The sequence below is a fragment of the Mycobacterium sp. PTI7 genome, assembly GCF_056679845.1.
In genome coordinates, this window is sequence record NZ_CM155252.1 from 1,631,845 (window position 1) to 1,649,557 (window position 17,713).

Sequence of the window (17,713 nt, forward strand, 5' to 3'; positions counted from 1 at the left end):
TACTGTTGCTCGGCGCACTCGCGCTGACGCTCGGCACCGCGATGCCCGCGTCGGCCGCCCCCGACGACGGCCAGTGGGACCCCACGCTGCCGAAGACGGTCAGCTCGGGCGCACCCGGCGACCCGGTGGCTGCCGCCAACGCTGCGTTCGAGGTCAGCTCGATCGCACTGCAGACCACCCAGAGTCTGGGGTCGCAGTTCCTGCAGACCATCGGCCTCGCCCCGAAACCCTCCGCAGGCGTCTCGCCCGGCGCACGGGTCCGCGGGCCGGCGGCCATCGAGTACGTGATCCGGCGCGGCGGCTCGCAGATCGGCGTGCCCTACTCGTGGGGCGGCGGCGCGTTGAACGGACCCAGCGCCGGCGTCGACTACGACGCCGGGAAGATCGGCTACGACTGCTCGGGCTTCACCCGCTACGCCTTCGCCGGCGTCGGCGTCCAGATCCCCAAGTACTCCGGCGACCAGTACAACACCGGGCGCAAGGTGCCGCAGTCGCAGGCCAAGCGCGGCGACCTGTTGTTCTGGGGTCCCGGCGGCAGCCAGCACGTCGCCATCTACCTCGGCGGCGGCAAGATGCTCGAGGCGTCCGGCAGCGGCGAACAGGTCAAGGTCAGCCCCCTGCGCACCGCCGGACTGCAGCCGTACCTGGCCCGCATCATCGAGTCCTGAGCCGCCCCCGGGCGGGACGCGCCGCGACCGGCGACGTCGACGGATTCCGAAGTGCCTGGAATAGTTGACGAGAGCGCCCGCCGCCAGGCCGGGCGAGGTCGGACCCATGGGTCCGGCGCGAACTACGTTGGAGGATGCTTGATGACGTCACCGAGTGGGCCGCCCCAGGGCGCCGGAGGCTTTCCCGGCCCCGGCCAGGCGCAGGGTTACCCCGGCGGTCCGCAGCAGACGCCGCCCGCGAGTTCGGGCCTGCAGGCCGAGGTGCACACGCTGGAGCGGGCCATCTTCGAGGTCAAGCGCATCATCGTCGGCCAGGATCAGCTGCTCGAGCGCATGCTGGTCGGCCTGCTCGCCAAGGGACACGTCCTGCTCGAGGGCGTCCCCGGCGTCGCAAAGACCCTCGCCGTGGAGACGTTCGCGAAGGTCGTCGGCGGCAGCTTCGCGCGCATCCAGTTCACGCCCGACCTGGTGCCCACCGACATCGTCGGCACCCGGATCTACCGCGTGGGCAAGGAGGAGTTCGACACCGAGATCGGCCCGGTCATGGTGAACTTCCTGCTCGCCGACGAGATCAACCGCGCACCCGCCAAGGTGCAGTCCGCGCTCCTCGAGGTCATGGCCGAGCGCAAGGTGTCGATCGGCGGCAAGACGTTCCCGCTGCCCAACCCCTTCCTGGTGATGGCCACCCAGAACCCGATCGAGCAGGAGGGCGTGTACGCGCTCCCCGAGGCGCAGCGCGACCGCTTCCTGTTCAAGCTGAACATCGACTACCCGTCGCCCGAGGAAGAGCGCGAGATCATCTACCGGATGGGCGTCACCCCGCCCACGCCGAAGCAGATCCTCAACCCCGACGACCTGCTCCGCCTGCAGGGCGTCGCGTCGGGTGTCTTCGTCCACCACGCGCTGGTCGACTACGTGGTCCGCATCGTCACCGCCACCCGCGAGCCGGAGAAGTTCGGCATGCCCGACGCGAAGGCGTGGATCGCCTACGGCGCGTCGCCGCGCGCATCGCTCGGCATCATCGCCGCATCGCGCGCGCTGGCCCTGATCCGCGGCCGTGACTACGTCATCCCCAACGACGTCGTCGAGATCATCCCGGACGTGCTGCGGCACCGCCTCGTCCTCACCTACGACGCGCTCGCCGACGAGGTGTCCGCGGAGACGGTGGTCAACCGCATCCTGCAGACGGTCGCGCTCCCGCAGGTGAACGCCATTCCGCAGCAGGGGAGTTCGGTTCCGCCCGCCGTACCCGCCGCAGCGGCAGCGGCCAGCGGTCGGTGACCCGTCCCAAGAGCCGGTCGGTCGATCTACCGTCGCTGCAACGCGGTCAGATCCGTGACCCCGAATTGTCGGCCGCGCTGCGCAAGCTCGAAATGCAGGTGCGCCGCAAGCTCGACGGCGTGCTGCACGGTGACTACCAGGGCCTGATCCCGGGCCCCGGCTCGGAGCCGGGGGAGTCGCGGGTCTACCAGCCCGGCGACGACGTCCGCCGGATGGACTGGTCGGTGACCGCCCGCACGACCACGCCGCACGTGCGCCAGATGATCGCCGACCGCGAGCTGGAGACCTGGCTGGTGGTCGACGTCTCGGCAAGCCTCGACTTCGGCACCGCCGGGTGCGAGAAGCGCGACCTCGCGGTGGCCGCGGCGGCCGCCGTCGCGTTCCTCAACAGCGGGGGCGGCAACCGTCTGGGCGCGGTGATCACCAACGGCGACACCACCAAACGGGTCCCGGCGCTCTCGGGGCGGATGCACGAGCACGAACTGCTGGCCGCGATCGCGACGATGCCGAAGGCGCCCCCGGGCGTCCGCGGCGACCTCGCCACCGCGATCGACGCGCTCCGCAGGCCGGAGCGCCGCCGCGGGATGGCGGTGATCATCAGTGACTTCCTGGGTCCGATCAACTGGATGAAGCCGCTGCGCGCGATCGCCGGGCGCCACGAGGTGCTCGGCATCGAGGTCATCGACCCCCGCGACGTCGAACTCCCCGATGTGGGCGAGGTGATCTTGCAGGACACCGAATCCGGCGTCACCCGCGAGTTCACCATCGACGCCCAACTGCGCGAGGACTTCGCGAAGGCGGCGCAGGCGCAGCGGACCGAGGTGGCCCGCACGCTGCGACGGTGCGACGCGCCGCTGCTGACACTGCGGACCGACCGGGACTGGATCGCCGACGTCGTCCGGTTCGTCGCGAACCGGCGACTGGCGTTCAGGTAGATCGAATCAGCGCGCGACGAGACTGAAATGACAAGCCGTACATGACTTTGCCGTTGCTCGGACCGATGAGCCTGTCGGGCTTCGAACACGCGTGGTACCTGCTGTTCCTGCTGGTGGTGCTCGCCGTGATCGGGCTGTACGTCGTGGTGCAGCTGGCGCGCCAGAAGCGGATGCTGCGCTTCGCCAACATGGAGCTGCTCGAGAGCATCGCGCCCAAGCGCTCGACGCGGTGGCGGCACCTGCCCGCGATCCTGCTGGTGACGTCGATGGTGCTGTTCACCGTCGCGATGGCCGGGCCCACCCACGACGTGCGGATCCCGCGCAACCGCGCGGTCGTGATGCTGGTGATCGACGTCTCGCAGTCGATGCGCGCCACCGACGTCGCCCCGAGCCGCCTGATCGCCGCGCAGGAGGCGGCCAAGCAGTTCGCCGATCAACTCACGCCTGGAATCAATCTCGGGCTCATCGCCTACGCCGGCACCGCGACGGTGCTGGTGGCGCCGACCACCAACCGCGAGTCGTCGAAGGCCGCGATCGACAAGCTGCAGCTCGCCGACCGCACCGCGACCGGTGAGGGCATCTTCACTGCGCTGCAAGCCATTGCGACCGTCGGCGCCGTGATCGGCGGCGGCGACGAGGCGCCCCCGGCGCGGATCGTGCTGATGTCGGACGGCAAGGAGACCGTGCCGTCGAACCCCGACAACCCCAAGGGCGCGTACACCGCCGCCCGGACGGCCAAGGACCAGGGCGTGCCGGTCTCCACGGTGTCGTTCGGCACGCCGTACGGCACCGTCGACATCAACGACCAGAAGCAGCCCGTCCCGGTCGACGACGCGATGCTCAAGAAGATCGCCGAACTGTCTGGTGGCAGCGCCTACACCGCGTCCAGCCTCGAGCAGCTCAAGGGAGTCTTCACCACGCTGCAGGAGCAGATCGGCTACGAGACCATCAAGGGCGACGCGAGTGTCGGCTGGTTGCGCCTCGGGGCGTTCGTGCTGGCGCTGGCGGCACTCGGCGCGCTGCTGCTCAACCGCAGACTGCCGGGTTGATTTCGGGCGCACGCGGCGGAGGCGATAGGTTGAGCCGCATGCCGGAATTCGTATCCCGCTCGGTCCTCGTCACCGGTGGCAACCGTGGTATCGGGCTCGCCATCGCCCAGCGACTGGCCGCCGACGGACACAAGGTCGCGGTCACGCACCGCGGCTCCGGGGCCCCCGAGGGCCTGTTCGGCGTCGAGTGCGACGTCACCGACTCCGCAGCCGTCGACCGTGCCTTCACCGAGGTCGAGGAACACCAGGGTCCCGTCGAGGTCGTGGTGTCCAACGCCGGCATCTCGGCGGACGCCTTCCTGATCCGGATGACCGAGGAGCGGTTCGAGAAGGTCATCGACGCCAACCTCACCGGCGCGTTCCGGGTGGCGCAGCGCGCGTCGCGCAGCATGCAGAAGAAGCGCTTCGGCAGGATCATCTTCATCGGCTCGGTGTCCGGTACGTGGGGCATCGGCAACCAGGCGAACTACGCGGCCGCCAAGGCCGGTCTGATCGGCATGGCCCGTTCGATCTCGCGCGAGCTGTCCAAGGCGGGCGTCACCGCGAACGTGGTGGCCCCCGGCTACATCGACACCGAGATGACCCGCTCGCTGGACGAGCGGATCCAGGAGGGTGCCCTGCAGTTCATCCCCGCCAAGCGGGTCGGCACCGCCGAGGACGTCGCGGGGGCGGTCAGCTTCCTGGCGTCCGAGGACGCCGGGTACATCGCCGGTGCGGTCATCCCGGTCGACGGCGGCATGGGCATGGGTCACTGAGCGTCTGCTCACAGGCAATCCCGGGCAACTCACGGCAACAGGAGAGAACAGACATGGCAGGGCTACTCGAGGGCAAGCGGATCCTCGTCACGGGCATCATCACCGACGCCTCGATCGCATTCCACATCGCCAAGGTCGCGCAGGAGGCCGGCGCCGAACTCGTGCTCACCGGCTTCGACCGGCTGCGGCTGATCCAGCGCATCGCCGACCGGCTGCCGAATCCGGCGCCGCTGCTCGAACTCGACGTGCAGAACCCCGAGCACCTCGACTCGCTGGCGGGCCGCATCACCGAGGTGATCGGCGAGGGCAACAAGCTCGACGGCGTGGTGCACTCGATCGGCTTCATGCCGCAGACCGGGATGGGCGTCAACCCGTTCTTCGACGCGCCCTACGAGGACGTCGCGAAGGGCATCCACATCTCCGCCTACTCGTACGCGTCACTGGCCAAGGCCACGCTGCCCGTGCTCAACCGCGGCGGCAGCATCGTCGGCATGGACTTCGACCCGACCCGCGCCATGCCGGCCTACAACTGGATGACCGTCGCCAAGAGTGCGCTCGAATCGGTCAACCGGTTCGTCGCGCGTGAGGCGGGACCCCACGGCGTGCGATCCAATCTCGTTGCGGCAGGACCGATCCGGACCCTCGCGATGAGCGCGATCGTCGGCGGTGCACTGGGCGCCGAGGCCGGTGACCAGATGCGTCTGCTCGAGGAGGGCTGGGATCAGCGTGCCCCCGTCGGCTGGGACATGAAGGATCCGACGCCCGTCGCCCGGACCGTCTGCGCGCTGATGTCGGACTGGCTGCCCGCCACCACGGGAACCGTCGTCTACGCCGACGGCGGCGCCCACACGCAGCTGCTCTAGCGGTGGACGATCCGAGCGTGGGCCAGGACCCGCGGGGCCCGTTCGACGCCGTGCTGCTGCTGTCGTTCGGCGGCCCCGAGGGCCCCGAGCAGGTCAGGCCGTTCCTCGAGAACGTCACGCGCGGCCGGAACATCCCGCCGGAGCGGCTCGACGGCGTCGCCGAGCACTACCTGCACTTCGGCGGCGTCTCGCCGATCAACCGGATCAACCGCGAGGTCATCGACCAGCTGCGGATCGAACTCGACGCTCGCGGACGGGATCTGCCGATCTACTTCGGCAACCGCAACTGGGAGCCCTACGTCGAGGACACCGTCGCCCGCATGCGCGACGACGGCGTCCGGCGCGCGGCGGTCTTCGCGACGTCCGCCTGGGGCGGGTACTCGAGCTGCACGCAGTACAACGAGGACATCGCCCGCGCCAGGGCAGCGGTGGGGGACGACGCCCCCGAACTGGTCAAGATGCGGCACTACTTCGACCACCCGCTGTTCGTGGAGATGTTCGCCGACGGCGTCCGCGCCGCCGCCGCAGGCCTGCCCGACGACCTGCGGGACGGGGCACGCCTGATCTTCACCGCGCACTCGGTGCCGACCGCCGCCGACGACCGGCACGGACCACGCCTCTACAGCCGCGAGGTGACCTACGCCGCCTCACTGGTCGCCGCGGCCGCCGGCTTCGACTCCTACGACCAGGTGTGGCAGTCCCGGTCCGGCCCGCCCCAGGTGCCGTGGCTGGAACCCGATGTGGGCGACCATCTCTCGGAGCTCGTCACGCAGGGCGTCAGGGCGGTCGTCGTCTGCCCGATCGGCTTCGTGGCCGACCACATCGAGGTGGTGTGGGATCTCGACAACGAACTGCGCGAGCAGGCCGACGCCGAGGGCGTCTTACTGGCGCGCGCCACCACGCCCAATGCCGATCCCCGCTTCGCCCGGCTGGCCGCCGACCTCATCGAGGAGGTCGAGACCGGTGCTCCGCCCGCGCGGGTCGTCGGACCGGATCCCGTCCAGGGCTGCGCGTTCAGCCTGAACGGTCAGCTCTGCATCGACTCACCGCGGTGCGTCGCGGACATCACGCCCGCGGTCAGGCCTGCCACGCCGAGTACAGGATCGCGCTGACCGCTGCGAGTCGCGCCGACCGCACGATGCCCCCGAGCGGGCGGAGCGCGTCGTTGGCCAACTGCATCTCCGAGGACGACTGCAGTCCGATCGGCATCAGCCCGGCGCTCACGGTGATGATCGCGTCGACGTGCGCGGCCTGCTCGAGGACCCGCAGCGCCCGGGTGGGCGCGTGGTGGGGTGCGCGGTGCGGGCGACCCGCCTCGAGGATCTGCTCGACCATGCCCCGGGGATCGTCGACGTCGATGCTGGTCCCCGCACGCAGCGTGGTGAGCGCGTCGGCGGCGGCGCGCACCGCCGAGCGCAGATCGTGTTCGGCGTGGCCGAGGTCCGGGTGGTCGGGCATGGGTGCCGACGGCAGCGAGTACACCGTCCAGGACAGTGCCGTGGGCTCGGCGTACTCCGGATCCTCGTCGACGTCGGGGTCGTCGGCGTAGACGTACTCGGGCACCAGGCCGACCGCGTCACCGCCGATCCGGGACACCAGGATCGCCTCACCGGCGTCGATCGCGTCGATCTGGAACTGGGTGCCTGCGGGCAGGCCGCGGACGTCGCCCGGCACCGGCACCGCGACGGACATCGCGGGCTCACCCGTCGCGGGCCCTGCGGCGGTGCGCAGCGTCTGCAGCATCGACACGGCCCCGGCATCCGTCAGGTCCGGCCACGGCAGGCCGGTGCGGCCGGCGGCGACGGAATCGTAGGCGGTCACGGAATGCCTTGGCGCCCATAGGGACAACGCATCCAGCACGTCGTCCGGCGCGGCGGCACCGGCGAGCCAGGCATTGGCCCACACGGAGAGGGAGACACTGGGACACCACATGATGGACGCAGTGTAATAGTTCGCCTCGTGTGTCGGCGGTCATGCGTAGGCTGTGACCATGCCCGTCTGGTTGATCTGGCTGATCGCCGCCATCGGTCTGGCCGGTGCCGAGGCGCTCACCGGCGACCTGTTCCTGCTGATGCTCAGCGGCGGCGCCCTCGCCGCAGTCGGGTCGAGCCTGCTGGTCGACAACGTCGTGGTCGACGGCGTCGTGTTCCTGCTGGTGTCGGTCCTGCTGCTCGTCCTCGTCCGCCCCGTGCTGCGGCGCCGATTCGCGGCGGGCACGGGTCTGCCGGACTTCGCGAAGGCGCTCGAGGGCAAGAACGCACTCGTGCTCGATCGGGTGGCCCGCCACGAGGGGCAGGTCAAGCTCGACGGGGAGGTCTGGACCGCGCGCCCACTGAGCGACGACGACGTCTACGAACCCGGTGACCACGTGACCGTCGTGCGCATCGACGGCGCGACCGCAGTCGTCTTCAAGTCCGTCTGAGGTAAGGGGAAACCGCAATGGAAGGTGCAGTCGCCGGGCTCGTCCTGGTCGCCGTGCTCGTCCTGTTCGCCATCATCGTCGTGGCCAAGTCGGTCAAGGTGATCCCACAGGCCGAGGCGGCGGTGATCGAACGGCTCGGCCGCTACAGCAAGACGGTGTCGGGACAACTCACCCTGCTGCTGCCGTTCGTCGACAAGATCCGCGCGCGGGTCGACCTCCGCGAGCGGGTGGTCTCGTTCCCGCCGCAGCCGGTGATCACCGAGGACAACCTGACGGTCAACATCGACACCGTCGTCTACTTCCAGGTGACCGAGCCCCAGGCCGCGGTCTACGCGATCAGCAACTACATCGTGGGCGTCGAACAGCTCACCACCACCACGCTGCGCAACGTGGTCGGCGGCATGACGCTCGAGCAGGCGCTGACCTCGCGCGACCAGATCAACGGCCAGCTCCGCGGCGTCCTCGACGAGGCGACCGGACGGTGGGGACTGCGGGTGGCGCGCGTCGAGCTGCGCAGCATCGATCCGCCCCCGTCGATCCAGGACTCCATGGAGAAGCAGATGCGGGCCGACCGCGAGAAGCGCGCCATGATCCTGACCGCCGAGGGCAACCGGGAGGCCTCGATCAAGCAGGCCGAGGGCCAGAAGCAGGCACAGATCCTGTCCGCCGAGGGCGCCAAGCAGGCCGCGATCCTCGCCGCCGAGGCCGACCGGCAATCCCGGATGCTGCGCGCCCAGGGTGAACGAGCCGCGTCGTATCTCAAGGCCCAGGGCGAGGCGAAGGCGATCGAGAAGACCTTCGCCGCGATCAAGGCCGGCCGGCCGACCCCCGAGATGCTGGCCTACCAATATCTACAGACCCTGCCGGAGATGGCCAAGGGCGAGGCCAACAAGGTGTGGCTGGTCCCCAGTGACTTCGGTTCGGCGCTCGAGGGGTTCACCAAGATGCTCGGCGCGCCCGGCGCGGACGGCGTCTTCCGCTACACCCCGTCGCCCGTCGAGCACGACCTGCCGAAGCCCGAAGACGACACCGACGAGGTCGCCGCGTGGTTCGACACGCAGACCGACCCCGAGATCGCCCGCGCCGTCGCAAAGGCCGAGGAGGAGGCCCGCAGGCCCGTCGCGAGCGTGGTCGAGCCGCCGCCGCAGTACCTGCCGCTGTCCCAGCAGTCCCAGACGCAGGCGCCGCGACACGGATCGTCCGAGCAGTGAGCGCCTGGCCGTCGACCCGGACCTACGCCGCGCTGGCCGCGGTCCAGGCCGGTGACGCCGTCGCGTGCGCCATACCGATCGCACCGATCGAGGAGGCGTTCGACGGGGTGAACCTCGCACCGGAACTGCGGCGGCTGATCCCGTACGTCAAGACCGCGTCGGCGATCGGGCTCCTGTCGGTGTACCGGTTCCCCCGGCTCGCGCGGCTGACGACGTTCATGCTGACCGTGTACTTCGTGCTGGCGGTCGCGTTCCACGTCCGTGCCAGGGACTGGAGTCCGGGCATCGTCGCGGCCGCGGGCTTCCTGGGCCTCTACGGGGCGATGACGGCGAAGGGTCCCCAGGTCAGGGCGTGACGACGGGCTGCGACGGCGCTTCCGGCGCCGGACGCTCGCTCCTGCGGTGCGAGCGCACCTCGTAGACCAGCCCTGCGACGCCGAGGCTCGCGGTGGCCGCGGACACCAGGAAGAGCAGTGGGCTGACGTTGCCGGTGAGTGCGTCGCCGAGGATGACGATCGCCGCCGTGCCGGGCAGCAGGCCGACGAACGACGCGATCGCGAACGGCACGGGTCGCACGGCCGATGCGCCCGCGGCGTAGTTGAGCACAGAGAACGGCACCGCGGGGATCATCCGCATCGACAGCACCGTCGGCCAGCCGCGCTGCCGCAGCCGCGCGTCGACCATCTCGACCCGCGGGTGCGACACCAGCCGGTTGAGCTGCAGGCCCGCGGCGCGGACCAGGAGCAGCGCGACGATCGCACTGACCGTCGACGCGACGACGGCGAGCGAGACGCCCAGCAGCGGCCCGAACAGCAGGCCCGCCGACAGCGTGAACGCGGTCCGCGGGAACGGGAAGATCGTGACCACCACGTGGGCGAGGAAGAACACCAGCGGGAACCAGGGACCGGCCGACGTGGCCCAGTCGCGCATCTGCACCGCGGTGGGCAACGGCACCAGATAGGCGACTGCGACGAGAATCACAACGGCGGCCACGATGGCCACCAGCTTGCGGCGGGGAACCTGCGCCACGGACGCCACGATTGCGCCCCGCACCGCACGCAACGTGCTGACTATCCCCTTCACGTCTCCCGAGAGTACGGGGCGGCGGGCCGTCCCTCGAGACGACGCGACGCAGCTACCCGTCAGTAGCCTCGGGCCTGCCGGTTCGCGCCGTGACGGCGATCATTTAGCCTGTTGGACAGTTGTCAAGTCACACGCTGCATCAAGGTCGATGACAGGGGAGTCAACAGTGTCCGAACAGGTGTCCAGTTCGCGTCTCGGCATCGCCGAGTCCGACCGCGACCAGTGGCGTGCGGCGGTCGCCGGCGTCCTCGCCAAGAGCAGGCGGACGGATCCCGCCGACCTCGGACCCGAGCCCGAAGCACTCCTCGACTCGACCACCTACGAGGGCTTCCCCATCCGGCCGCTCTACACGATGCTCGACTCGCAGCCCGAGCCGCCGCTGCCGGGCAGGTGGCCGTTCGTCCGCGGCGGCGACGCACTGCGCGACGTCAAGTCCGGGTGGAAGGTGGCCGAGACCTTCCCGCTGCCGGGCCAGGTGGCCGTGTCGGAAGGCAACGGTGCGGTCCTCAGCGCGCTGACCGAGGGCGTCAGCGCCCTGGTGCTGCGGGTCGGGGCGACGGGAAGCGGAGTGGCCGTCGCCGATCTCGACCGCCTGCTCGAGGGCGTCTTCCTCGAACTGGTGCCGGTGATCCTGGACGCCGCGGAGGATTACACCGCCGCCGCCCGGGCCATCCTGGCGCTGGTCGCCGACCTCGACGACGACGGCCGCGCCCGGTTGTCGATCGACCTGGGTGCCGACCCCCTGACCGCCGCGCTGACCGGACGGCCCGCGCCCGCGCTCGACGACGTGGCGTCGATGGCCGCCACGCTCGGCGACCACGGCGGCGGGGTGCGCGCGATCACGGTCGACGGACCCACGTTCCACGACCTCGGGGCCAGCGCATCCTGGGAACTGGCCGCGTCGGTCGCCGCCGGGGTGGCCTACCTGCGGGTGCTCACCGAGCGCGGTATGGCCGTCGAGGACGCGATCCGCCAGATCAGCTTCCGGTTCGCCGCGGACGACGACCAGTTCACGACGATCGCGAAACTGCGTGCGGCACGCCAACTCTGGGCCCGGGTCGCCGAGGTGGTCGGCGCACCCGATGCGGGTGCCGCCACCCTGCACGCCGTGACGTCGATGCCGATGATGACCCAGCGCGACCCGTGGGTGAACATGCTGCGCACGACGCTGGCCGCGTTCGCGGCGGGCGTCGGGGGAGCCGACACCGTCGGCGTCCTGACCTTCGACAGCGCCATCCCGGGCGGTCTGCCCGGTGTGGCGACCACGTTCTCCCGCCGGATGGCCCGCAACACCCAGCTGCTGCTGCTCGAGGAGTCGCACGTGGGACGCGTCCTCGACCCCGCGGGCGGGTCCTGGTTCGTCGAGGATCTGACCCGCAGCCTCGCCGAGCAGGCGTGGACCCACTTCCGCGAGATCGAGGCCGAGGGCGGCTTCGTCGCGGCCGCCGACCACGTGACCGCACGGATCGCCGAGGTCCGCGAGCACCGCCGCGCCGACGTCGCGCACCGCCGGACCGCGGTGACGGGGGTCAACGAGTACCCGAACCTCGCCGAGGCCCCGCTCGCACGTACCGATTCCCAATCCCCGGTGGCCCGCTACGGAGCCGACTTCGAGGCGCTGCGCGACCGTTCCGACGCGCACCTCGCCGCCCACGGCGCACGTCCCGCGGCGCTGCTGCTGCCGGTCGGGCCGCTCGCCGAGCACAACGTCCGCACCACGTTCGCCGCCAACCTGCTCGCGTCCGGCGGCATCGAGACCGTCAACCCCGGCCAGCTGTCCGCCGACGGCGTGGCCCGGGCGGTCGCCGACGCGAGCGGTCCCGCGGCGGTCGTGCTCTGCGGCACCGACGCCCGCTACGCCGAGGAGGCGTCGGCCGTCGTCGCGGCCGCCCGCGCCGCGGGTGTCTCGCACGTGTACCTCGCCGGACCCGAGAAGGCCGTCGCCGGCGCCGAGGACAGGCCGGACGACTATCTGACCGCCAAGATCGACGCGGTCGAGGCGCTGTCGACCCTGCTCACCCGATTGGGGGCCTGACATGACCGCATCCGATGTCGCCGGCGGACCGGCTCCGGCGCTGGAACCGAACCCGGGCACGACGATCGGCAGCTTCGCCGACGTCCCGCTCGCCGGCGAAAAGACCGGCGAGCCGGCGACGCCCGCGGCGGTCGGCGACCACGTCGACGCGGCGGCCCGGGCCCATGGCTACGCCGCCGAGCAGCTCGACTGGGCGACGCCGGAGGGCATCGACGTCAAGCCGGTGTACATCGCGGCCGACCGCGACGCCGTGGTCGACGCCGGGTACCCGCTGGACGGCTTCCCGGGCGCACCGCCGTTCGTCCGCGGGCCGTACCCGACCATGTACGTGAATCAGCCGTGGACCATCCGGCAATACGCCGGGTTCTCCACCGCGGCGGAGTCCAACGCGTTCTACCGACGCAACCTCGCCGCCGGGCAGAAGGGGCTCTCGGTCGCCTTCGACCTCGCCACGCACCGCGGCTACGACTCGGACCATCCGCGGGTGGCCGGCGACGTGGGGATGGCGGGTGTGGCGATCGACTCGATCCTCGACATGCGCCAGCTGTTCGACGGCATCGACCTGTCGACGGTGTCGGTGTCGATGACGATGAACGGTGCGGTGCTGCCGATCCTGGCGCTGTACGTGGCCGCCGCCGAGGAGCAGGGGGTGCCGCCGGAGAAGTTGGCGGGGACCATCCAGAACGACATCCTCAAGGAGTTCATGGTCCGCAACACCTACATCTATCCGCCCGAGGCGTCGATGCGGATCATCTCGGACATCTTCGGATACACCAGCGTGAAGATGCCCAAGTACAACTCGATCTCGATCTCCGGCTACCACATCCAGGAAGCCGGGGCGACAGCCGATCTGGAGCTGGGGTACACCCTCGCCGACGGCGTCGAGTACATCAAGGCGGGTCTGGCGGCAGGGCTGGACATCGACTCCTTCGCGCCGCGACTGTCCTTCTTCTGGGGCATCGGGATGAACTTCTTCATGGAGGTCGCCAAGCTGCGCGCGGGCCGGCTGCTGTGGAGTGAGCTGGTGGCGCAGTTCGCGCCGAAGAGCGAGAAGTCGCTGTCGCTGCGCACCCACTCGCAGACGTCGGGATGGTCGCTGACCGCGCAGGACCCGTTCAACAACGTCGCCCGCACGTGCATCGAGGCGATGGCCGCCACGCAGGGGCACACGCAGTCGCTGCACACCAACGCACTCGACGAGGCGCTGGCGCTGCCGACCGACTTCTCGGCCCGCATCGCCCGCAACACCCAACTGCTGCTGCAGCAGGAGTCCGGCACCACCCGTCCGATCGACCCGTGGGGCGGCTCGTACTACGTCGAGGCGCTCACCCACCAGCTGGCCGAGAAGGCGCGGGCGCACATCCGGGAGGTCGCCGAGCACGGGGGCATGGCACAGGCGATCGGCGAGGGCATCCCGAAGCTGCGCATCGAGGAGGCCGCCGCACGCACGCAGGCGCGCATCGACTCCGGCACGCAGACCGTGATCGGCATCAACAAGTACCAGGTCGACGAGGATCAGGCGGTCGAGGTCCTCAAGGTGGAGAACGGCCGGGTGCGCGCCGAGCAGATCGCGAAGCTCGAGCAGCTGCGCGCCGACCGCGACGAGGCCGCCACCCAGGCGGCGCTGGCCGAGTTGACCAGGGCTGCAGCGGTTTCCGGTACCTCCCGAGCGGAGGGTCTGGCGGACAACCTGCTTGCGCTGGCGATCGACGCGGCGCGCGCCAAGGCCACGGTGGGCGAGATCTCCGACGCGCTCGAGAAGGTGTACGGACGCCACCAGGCCGAGATCCGCACCATCGCAGGGGTCTACCGGGACGAGGTGGGTAAGGCGAGCAACGTCAGCGCTGCAACGGAACTGGTCGAGAAGTTCGCCGAGGCGGACGGTCGGCGGCCGCGCATCCTGGTGGCCAAGATGGGTCAGGACGGGCACGACCGCGGGCAGAAGGTGATCGCCACCGCGTTCGCCGACATCGGCTTCGACGTCGACGTCGGCTCGCTGTTCTCGACCCCCGACGAGGTGGCACGCCAGGCCGTCGACAACGACGTCCACGTGGTCGGGGTGTCCTCACTGGCGGCGGGTCACCTGACGCTGGTGCCGGCACTGCGCGACGCCCTGGCGCAGGCCGGTCGGCCCGACATCATGGTCGTGGTGGGCGGCGTCATCCCGCCGGGCGACTTCGACGCCCTGTACGAGGCGGGCGCCGCGGCGATCTTCCCGCCGGGCACCGTGATCGCCGATGCCGCGATCGGTCTGCTTCGGGAACTCGCCACGCGGTTGGGTCACGACCTCGGGTGACGAAGGCCCCCTCGTGAGCGACGGCGTTCGCGACCTCGCCCGGTCCATTCGCGGCGGCGACCGTGCTGCGCTGGCGCGTGCGATCACCCTGGTCGAGTCGACGAGGGCGGATCACCGCGACCGGGCGCAGGCGCTGCTGCTGGAGCTGACCCCGGACGCCGGTGCGGCGCAGCACGTCGGCATCACGGGCGTCCCCGGCGTGGGCAAGTCGACGACCATCGAGGCGCTCGGCATGCACCTGATCGACCGTGGACACCGCGTCGCCGTGGTCGCCGTCGACCCGTCGTCGACCAGGACCGGCGGATCGATCCTGGGGGACAAGACGCGGATGGCCCGTCTCGCGGTGCACCCGGACGCCTACATCCGTCCGTCGCCGACGTCCGGCACTCTGGGCGGGGTCGCGAGGGCCACCCGCGAGACCATCGTGCTGCTCGAAGCCGCCGGGTACGACGTGATCCTGGTCGAGACGGTGGGGGTGGGCCAGTCCGAGGTGACCGTGGCCAACATGGTCGACACGTTCGTGTTCCTGACGCTGGCCCGCACCGGCGATCAGCTGCAGGGCATCAAGAAGGGCATCCTCGAACTCGCCGACGTGGTCGCGGTCAACAAGGCCGACGGCCCGCACGCGATCGAGGCGCGTTCCGCGGCACGGGAACTCGCGGGCGCCATCCGGCTGATCCACCCTCGCGAGAGCCTGTGGCGTCCGCCGGTGCTGACGATGAGCGCGCTCACCGGTGACGGGCTCGCGGAACTGTGGGAGACCGTCCTCGAGCACCGCCGGGTGCTCACCGAGGCGGGGGAGTTCGACCGGAAAAGGCGGACCCAGCAGGTCGACTGGACGTGGTCGATGGTGCGCGACACCGTCCTCGACCGCGTGCTGTCACATCCCGAGGTGAAGGCGATCCGTGCCGACGTGGAGCGGCAGGTGCGCGACGGGGAGCTGACCCCCGCGCTGGCGGCACAGCGGATCCTCGACGCCTCGGCACCCTGACTTCCTCCGCACGGGTCGATCCTGGCAACGGGATCCGTGTCGATTCAGCCGCTTTCGCTCACGGATCGGTAACGAGGCGGACCTTTGCCGGCGGTTCCTCGGTATGGTCCTAGATGTGACCTCGGCAACAATCGGGGAGCGCAGCGCCGCGCTCTCGCACGGTGTCCTTCCGCACGGCGTCCAGGGCGCTGCGGACCCGAACTTCGCGCGTGCGGTGAGCGCCTTCGCGCGGCTCTTCCCGCATCCCCGGCTCGGCGGCGGCGCCCTCGCCATCTACCTCGACGGCGAACCGGTGGTCGACGTGTGGACCGGCTGGCAGGACCGGCGCGGCAGGCGGCACTGGAACGCGGACACCGGCGCGATGGTGTTCTCCGCGACCAAGGGTGCGGCCTCGACGGTGATCCACCGGCTGGCCGATCGCGGTCTCATCGACTACGACGCTCCCGTCGCCGAGCACTGGCGGGCGTTCGGCGCGAACGGCAAGGGGCGCGTCACGGTCCGCGAGCTGATGCGGCACCGCGCGGGGCTGTCCCACCTCAACCGCGTGACCAGCGCCGACCTGATGGACCACCTCCTGATGGAGGAGCGGATGGCCGCGGCCCCGATGGGACTGCTGCGCGGCCGACCCGCGTACCACGCGATCACCTACGGCTGGTTGATGTCCGGGCTGGCGCGCGCGGTGACCGGTCGCGGCATGCGCGACCTGTTCCGCACCGAACTGGCCGAGCCGCTCGACACCGACGGCATCCACCTCGGCAGGCCACCCGCGGGGGCGCCCACGCACCCCGCACGGATCATCGGTCCGCAGAGCGCGATGCAGAATCCGGTGTTCAACTTCGTCGCCCCGCATCTCGCGGGTCTCCCGGTGTCCGGCGGGTTCGGATCGCTCTACTTCCCGGGGATGAAGGCGATGGTTCAGCGCGACATCCCACTGCTCGACACGGAACTGCCCGCCGCCAACGGCGTCGCCACCGCGCGGTCGCTGGCGAAGATGTACGGCGCGATCGCGAACTCGGGCGAGGTGGCCGGAAAACGTTTTCTCTCAAGCGAATTGGTCGCTCAACTGACCGGTCGGCGCAGCCTGCACCCGGACGGCAGCCTGTTCATCCCGATGTCCTTCCATCTCGGATACCACGGACTGCCCCTGGGCGGGATCCTGCCGGGGTTCGGACACGTCGGTCTCGGCGGTTCCCTCGGGTGGGCCGACCCTGCGACGGGGCTCGCATTCGGCTTCGTCCACAACCGCCTGCTGACCCCGATGGTGGTGGGCGACCAGGCCGGTTTCGTCGCCACGGCGGCACTGATTCGGCACGGAGTCGCGCGTGCCCGCAAGCACGGCTACGCACCGATCGCGCCCTTCGGAGAGCCGTTCCGGAACCTCGCGCGAACCGCGGTCTGAGGTCACGGCAACGTTCCTGAAATGGCGCGGCTACGTACGGTAGCCGTCCGACGTCATTGCGCCGCACTCGTTTCCACGCCAAGCCGTTGACGGAGTACGGTTTGCCGGTTCAAAACCGACCAATGACCCGATGTGTTGCCAGAGCGGCCAGAGCGACGCATCACGTTACCGAGGCCACAGTTGCCGGTGGTCCTCGCAGGGACTCACAGCCCCGTTCCAGCCGGCCCGGCATTCGGTAGCCACCGGCAAATGAATACCTTTTGCCGGATTGGTTCTACCTGCGCACTTCTGTGGCGATGCGCGTAAGTCGCAAACCCGAACGTGACAGATGCATGGAAGTCGCCAAAGCGCAAATCATTGGGTTGGACGCCCCCGTATTGCACACCTATACAGTTTGCTAGAAAGGATCTAAGCGAATTCTCACATAGGCATTGACGCGGTCGCCAGTTTTGAACAAGATCGTTAATTTTCGGCATTTGCGCAGCTCAGGGGCCTGATAGCGGTGGGGGAGACGAAATGGTACGGCGGGGTGTAATCTTTCCGCCGAGCAAAGGTTTGCACCGATGCGCTGAAGTAGATTTGCCGAGGTGCCCACTGGATGGCAGGTTGTTCGCGTGATGTTCAGGTGGCTGCAGACGAATGTCGAGGAGAAAAGAGGTAGCGGGGCGCATATGCGGCGAATCCACCTTTGACGCCATTGACGCACGCTGCATCTCGTCGGGGTC

16 protein-coding genes are annotated in these 17,713 nt (G+C 70.0%); 14 read left to right on the plus strand and 2 right to left on the minus strand.

Going from position 1 to position 17,713, the window contains the following annotated elements; all coding sequences use genetic code 11:
- Positions 1–41: 41 nt before the first annotated feature.
- The 7 genes from ripB (at position 42) to AC1MEY_RS08005 (ending at position 6,663) form a co-directional block, all read left to right on the plus strand.
- Entirely contained in the window at positions 42–668 is a 627-nt protein-coding gene (ripB, locus tag AC1MEY_RS07975) for an NlpC/P60 family peptidoglycan endopeptidase RipB (RefSeq protein ID WP_480231359.1), read from the plus strand.
- Between the two features lie 141 nt (positions 669–809).
- Positions 810–1,949 (plus strand): chaperone MoxR1, encoded by a 1,140-nt coding sequence (moxR1, locus tag AC1MEY_RS07980; RefSeq protein ID WP_480230137.1) that lies wholly within the window; start codon positions 810–812, stop codon positions 1,947–1,949.
- Positions 1,946–2,884 (plus strand): DUF58 domain-containing protein, encoded by a 939-nt coding sequence (locus tag AC1MEY_RS07985; RefSeq protein ID WP_480230138.1) that lies wholly within the window; start codon positions 1,946–1,948, stop codon positions 2,882–2,884. The genes moxR1 and AC1MEY_RS07985 overlap by 4 nt, the downstream gene beginning before the upstream one ends.
- Positions 2,885–2,925: 41 nt before the next feature.
- Positions 2,926–3,933, plus strand: a complete 1,008-nt coding sequence (locus AC1MEY_RS07990; protein WP_480230139.1) for a VWA domain-containing protein — start codon at positions 2,926–2,928, stop codon at positions 3,931–3,933.
- 38 nt (positions 3,934–3,971) lie between these two features.
- Positions 3,972–4,688 (plus strand): 3-oxoacyl-ACP reductase FabG1, encoded by a 717-nt coding sequence (fabG1, locus tag AC1MEY_RS07995; protein ID WP_480230140.1) that lies wholly within the window; start codon positions 3,972–3,974, stop codon positions 4,686–4,688.
- Positions 4,689–4,741: 53 nt separating this feature from the next.
- Positions 4,742–5,551 carry an NADH-dependent enoyl-ACP reductase InhA gene (gene inhA / locus AC1MEY_RS08000; RefSeq protein WP_163798740.1) on the plus strand — a complete coding sequence of 270 codons (810 nt, stop codon included), beginning with the start codon at positions 4,742–4,744 and terminating at the stop codon, positions 5,549–5,551.
- Between the two features lie 17 nt (positions 5,552–5,568).
- Positions 5,569–6,663: a ferrochelatase gene (locus AC1MEY_RS08005; RefSeq protein ID WP_480230141.1), complete on the plus strand. Its 1,095-nt coding sequence runs from the start codon at positions 5,569–5,571 to the stop codon at positions 6,661–6,663.
- On the opposite strand, the gene AC1MEY_RS08010 is transcribed toward AC1MEY_RS08005, so the two are convergent.
- Positions 6,629–7,483: a hypothetical protein gene (locus AC1MEY_RS08010; RefSeq protein WP_480230142.1), complete on the minus strand. Its 855-nt coding sequence runs from the start codon at positions 7,481–7,483 to the stop codon at positions 6,629–6,631. The genes AC1MEY_RS08005 and AC1MEY_RS08010 overlap by 35 nt on opposite strands.
- Positions 7,484–7,541: 58 nt before the next feature.
- On the opposite strand from AC1MEY_RS08010, the gene AC1MEY_RS08015 reads away from it, so the two are divergent.
- The 3 genes from AC1MEY_RS08015 to AC1MEY_RS08025 are packed head-to-tail and all read left to right on the plus strand — an operon-like array spanning position 7,542 to position 9,540.
- Positions 7,542–7,973: an NfeD family protein gene (locus tag AC1MEY_RS08015; RefSeq protein ID WP_480230143.1), complete on the plus strand. Its 432-nt coding sequence runs from the start codon at positions 7,542–7,544 to the stop codon at positions 7,971–7,973.
- A 17-nt stretch (positions 7,974–7,990) separates the two neighbouring features.
- Positions 7,991–9,184 carry an SPFH domain-containing protein gene (locus tag AC1MEY_RS08020; RefSeq protein WP_480230144.1) on the plus strand — a complete coding sequence of 398 codons (1,194 nt, stop codon included), beginning with the start codon at positions 7,991–7,993 and terminating at the stop codon, positions 9,182–9,184.
- On the plus strand, positions 9,181–9,540 hold the full coding sequence (locus AC1MEY_RS08025; RefSeq protein ID WP_480230145.1) for a DoxX family protein: 360 nt from the start codon (positions 9,181–9,183) through the stop codon (positions 9,538–9,540). The genes AC1MEY_RS08020 and AC1MEY_RS08025 overlap by 4 nt, the downstream gene beginning before the upstream one ends.
- Here the strand turns inward: AC1MEY_RS08025 and AC1MEY_RS08030 are convergent.
- Positions 9,530–10,267, minus strand: a complete 738-nt coding sequence (locus AC1MEY_RS08030; RefSeq protein ID WP_480230146.1) for a TVP38/TMEM64 family protein — start codon at positions 10,265–10,267, stop codon at positions 9,530–9,532. The genes AC1MEY_RS08025 and AC1MEY_RS08030 overlap by 11 nt on opposite strands.
- A 148-nt stretch (positions 10,268–10,415) precedes the next feature.
- Between AC1MEY_RS08030 and mutA the strand changes: the two genes are divergently transcribed.
- From mutA to lipL, 4 genes are all read left to right on the plus strand, one after another.
- Complete coding sequence (gene mutA, locus AC1MEY_RS08035; RefSeq protein ID WP_480230147.1) at positions 10,416–12,302, plus strand: methylmalonyl-CoA mutase small subunit; 1,887 nt, start codon at positions 10,416–10,418, stop codon at positions 12,300–12,302.
- Between the two features lies 1 nt (position 12,303).
- Positions 12,304–14,598 (plus strand): methylmalonyl-CoA mutase, encoded by a 2,295-nt coding sequence (gene scpA / locus AC1MEY_RS08040; protein WP_480230148.1) that lies wholly within the window; start codon positions 12,304–12,306, stop codon positions 14,596–14,598.
- A 13-nt stretch (positions 14,599–14,611) separates the two neighbouring features.
- On the plus strand, positions 14,612–15,589 hold the full coding sequence (gene meaB / locus AC1MEY_RS08045; protein WP_480230149.1) for a methylmalonyl Co-A mutase-associated GTPase MeaB: 978 nt from the start codon (positions 14,612–14,614) through the stop codon (positions 15,587–15,589).
- Positions 15,590–15,704: 115 nt separating this feature from the next.
- The gene (gene lipL, locus AC1MEY_RS08050) at positions 15,705–16,988 is read left to right on the plus strand and encodes an esterase/beta-lactamase LipL (RefSeq protein ID WP_480230150.1); all 1,284 of its coding nucleotides are present in this window, start codon (positions 15,705–15,707) and stop codon (positions 16,986–16,988) included.
- Positions 16,989–17,713: the final 725 nt, after the last annotated feature.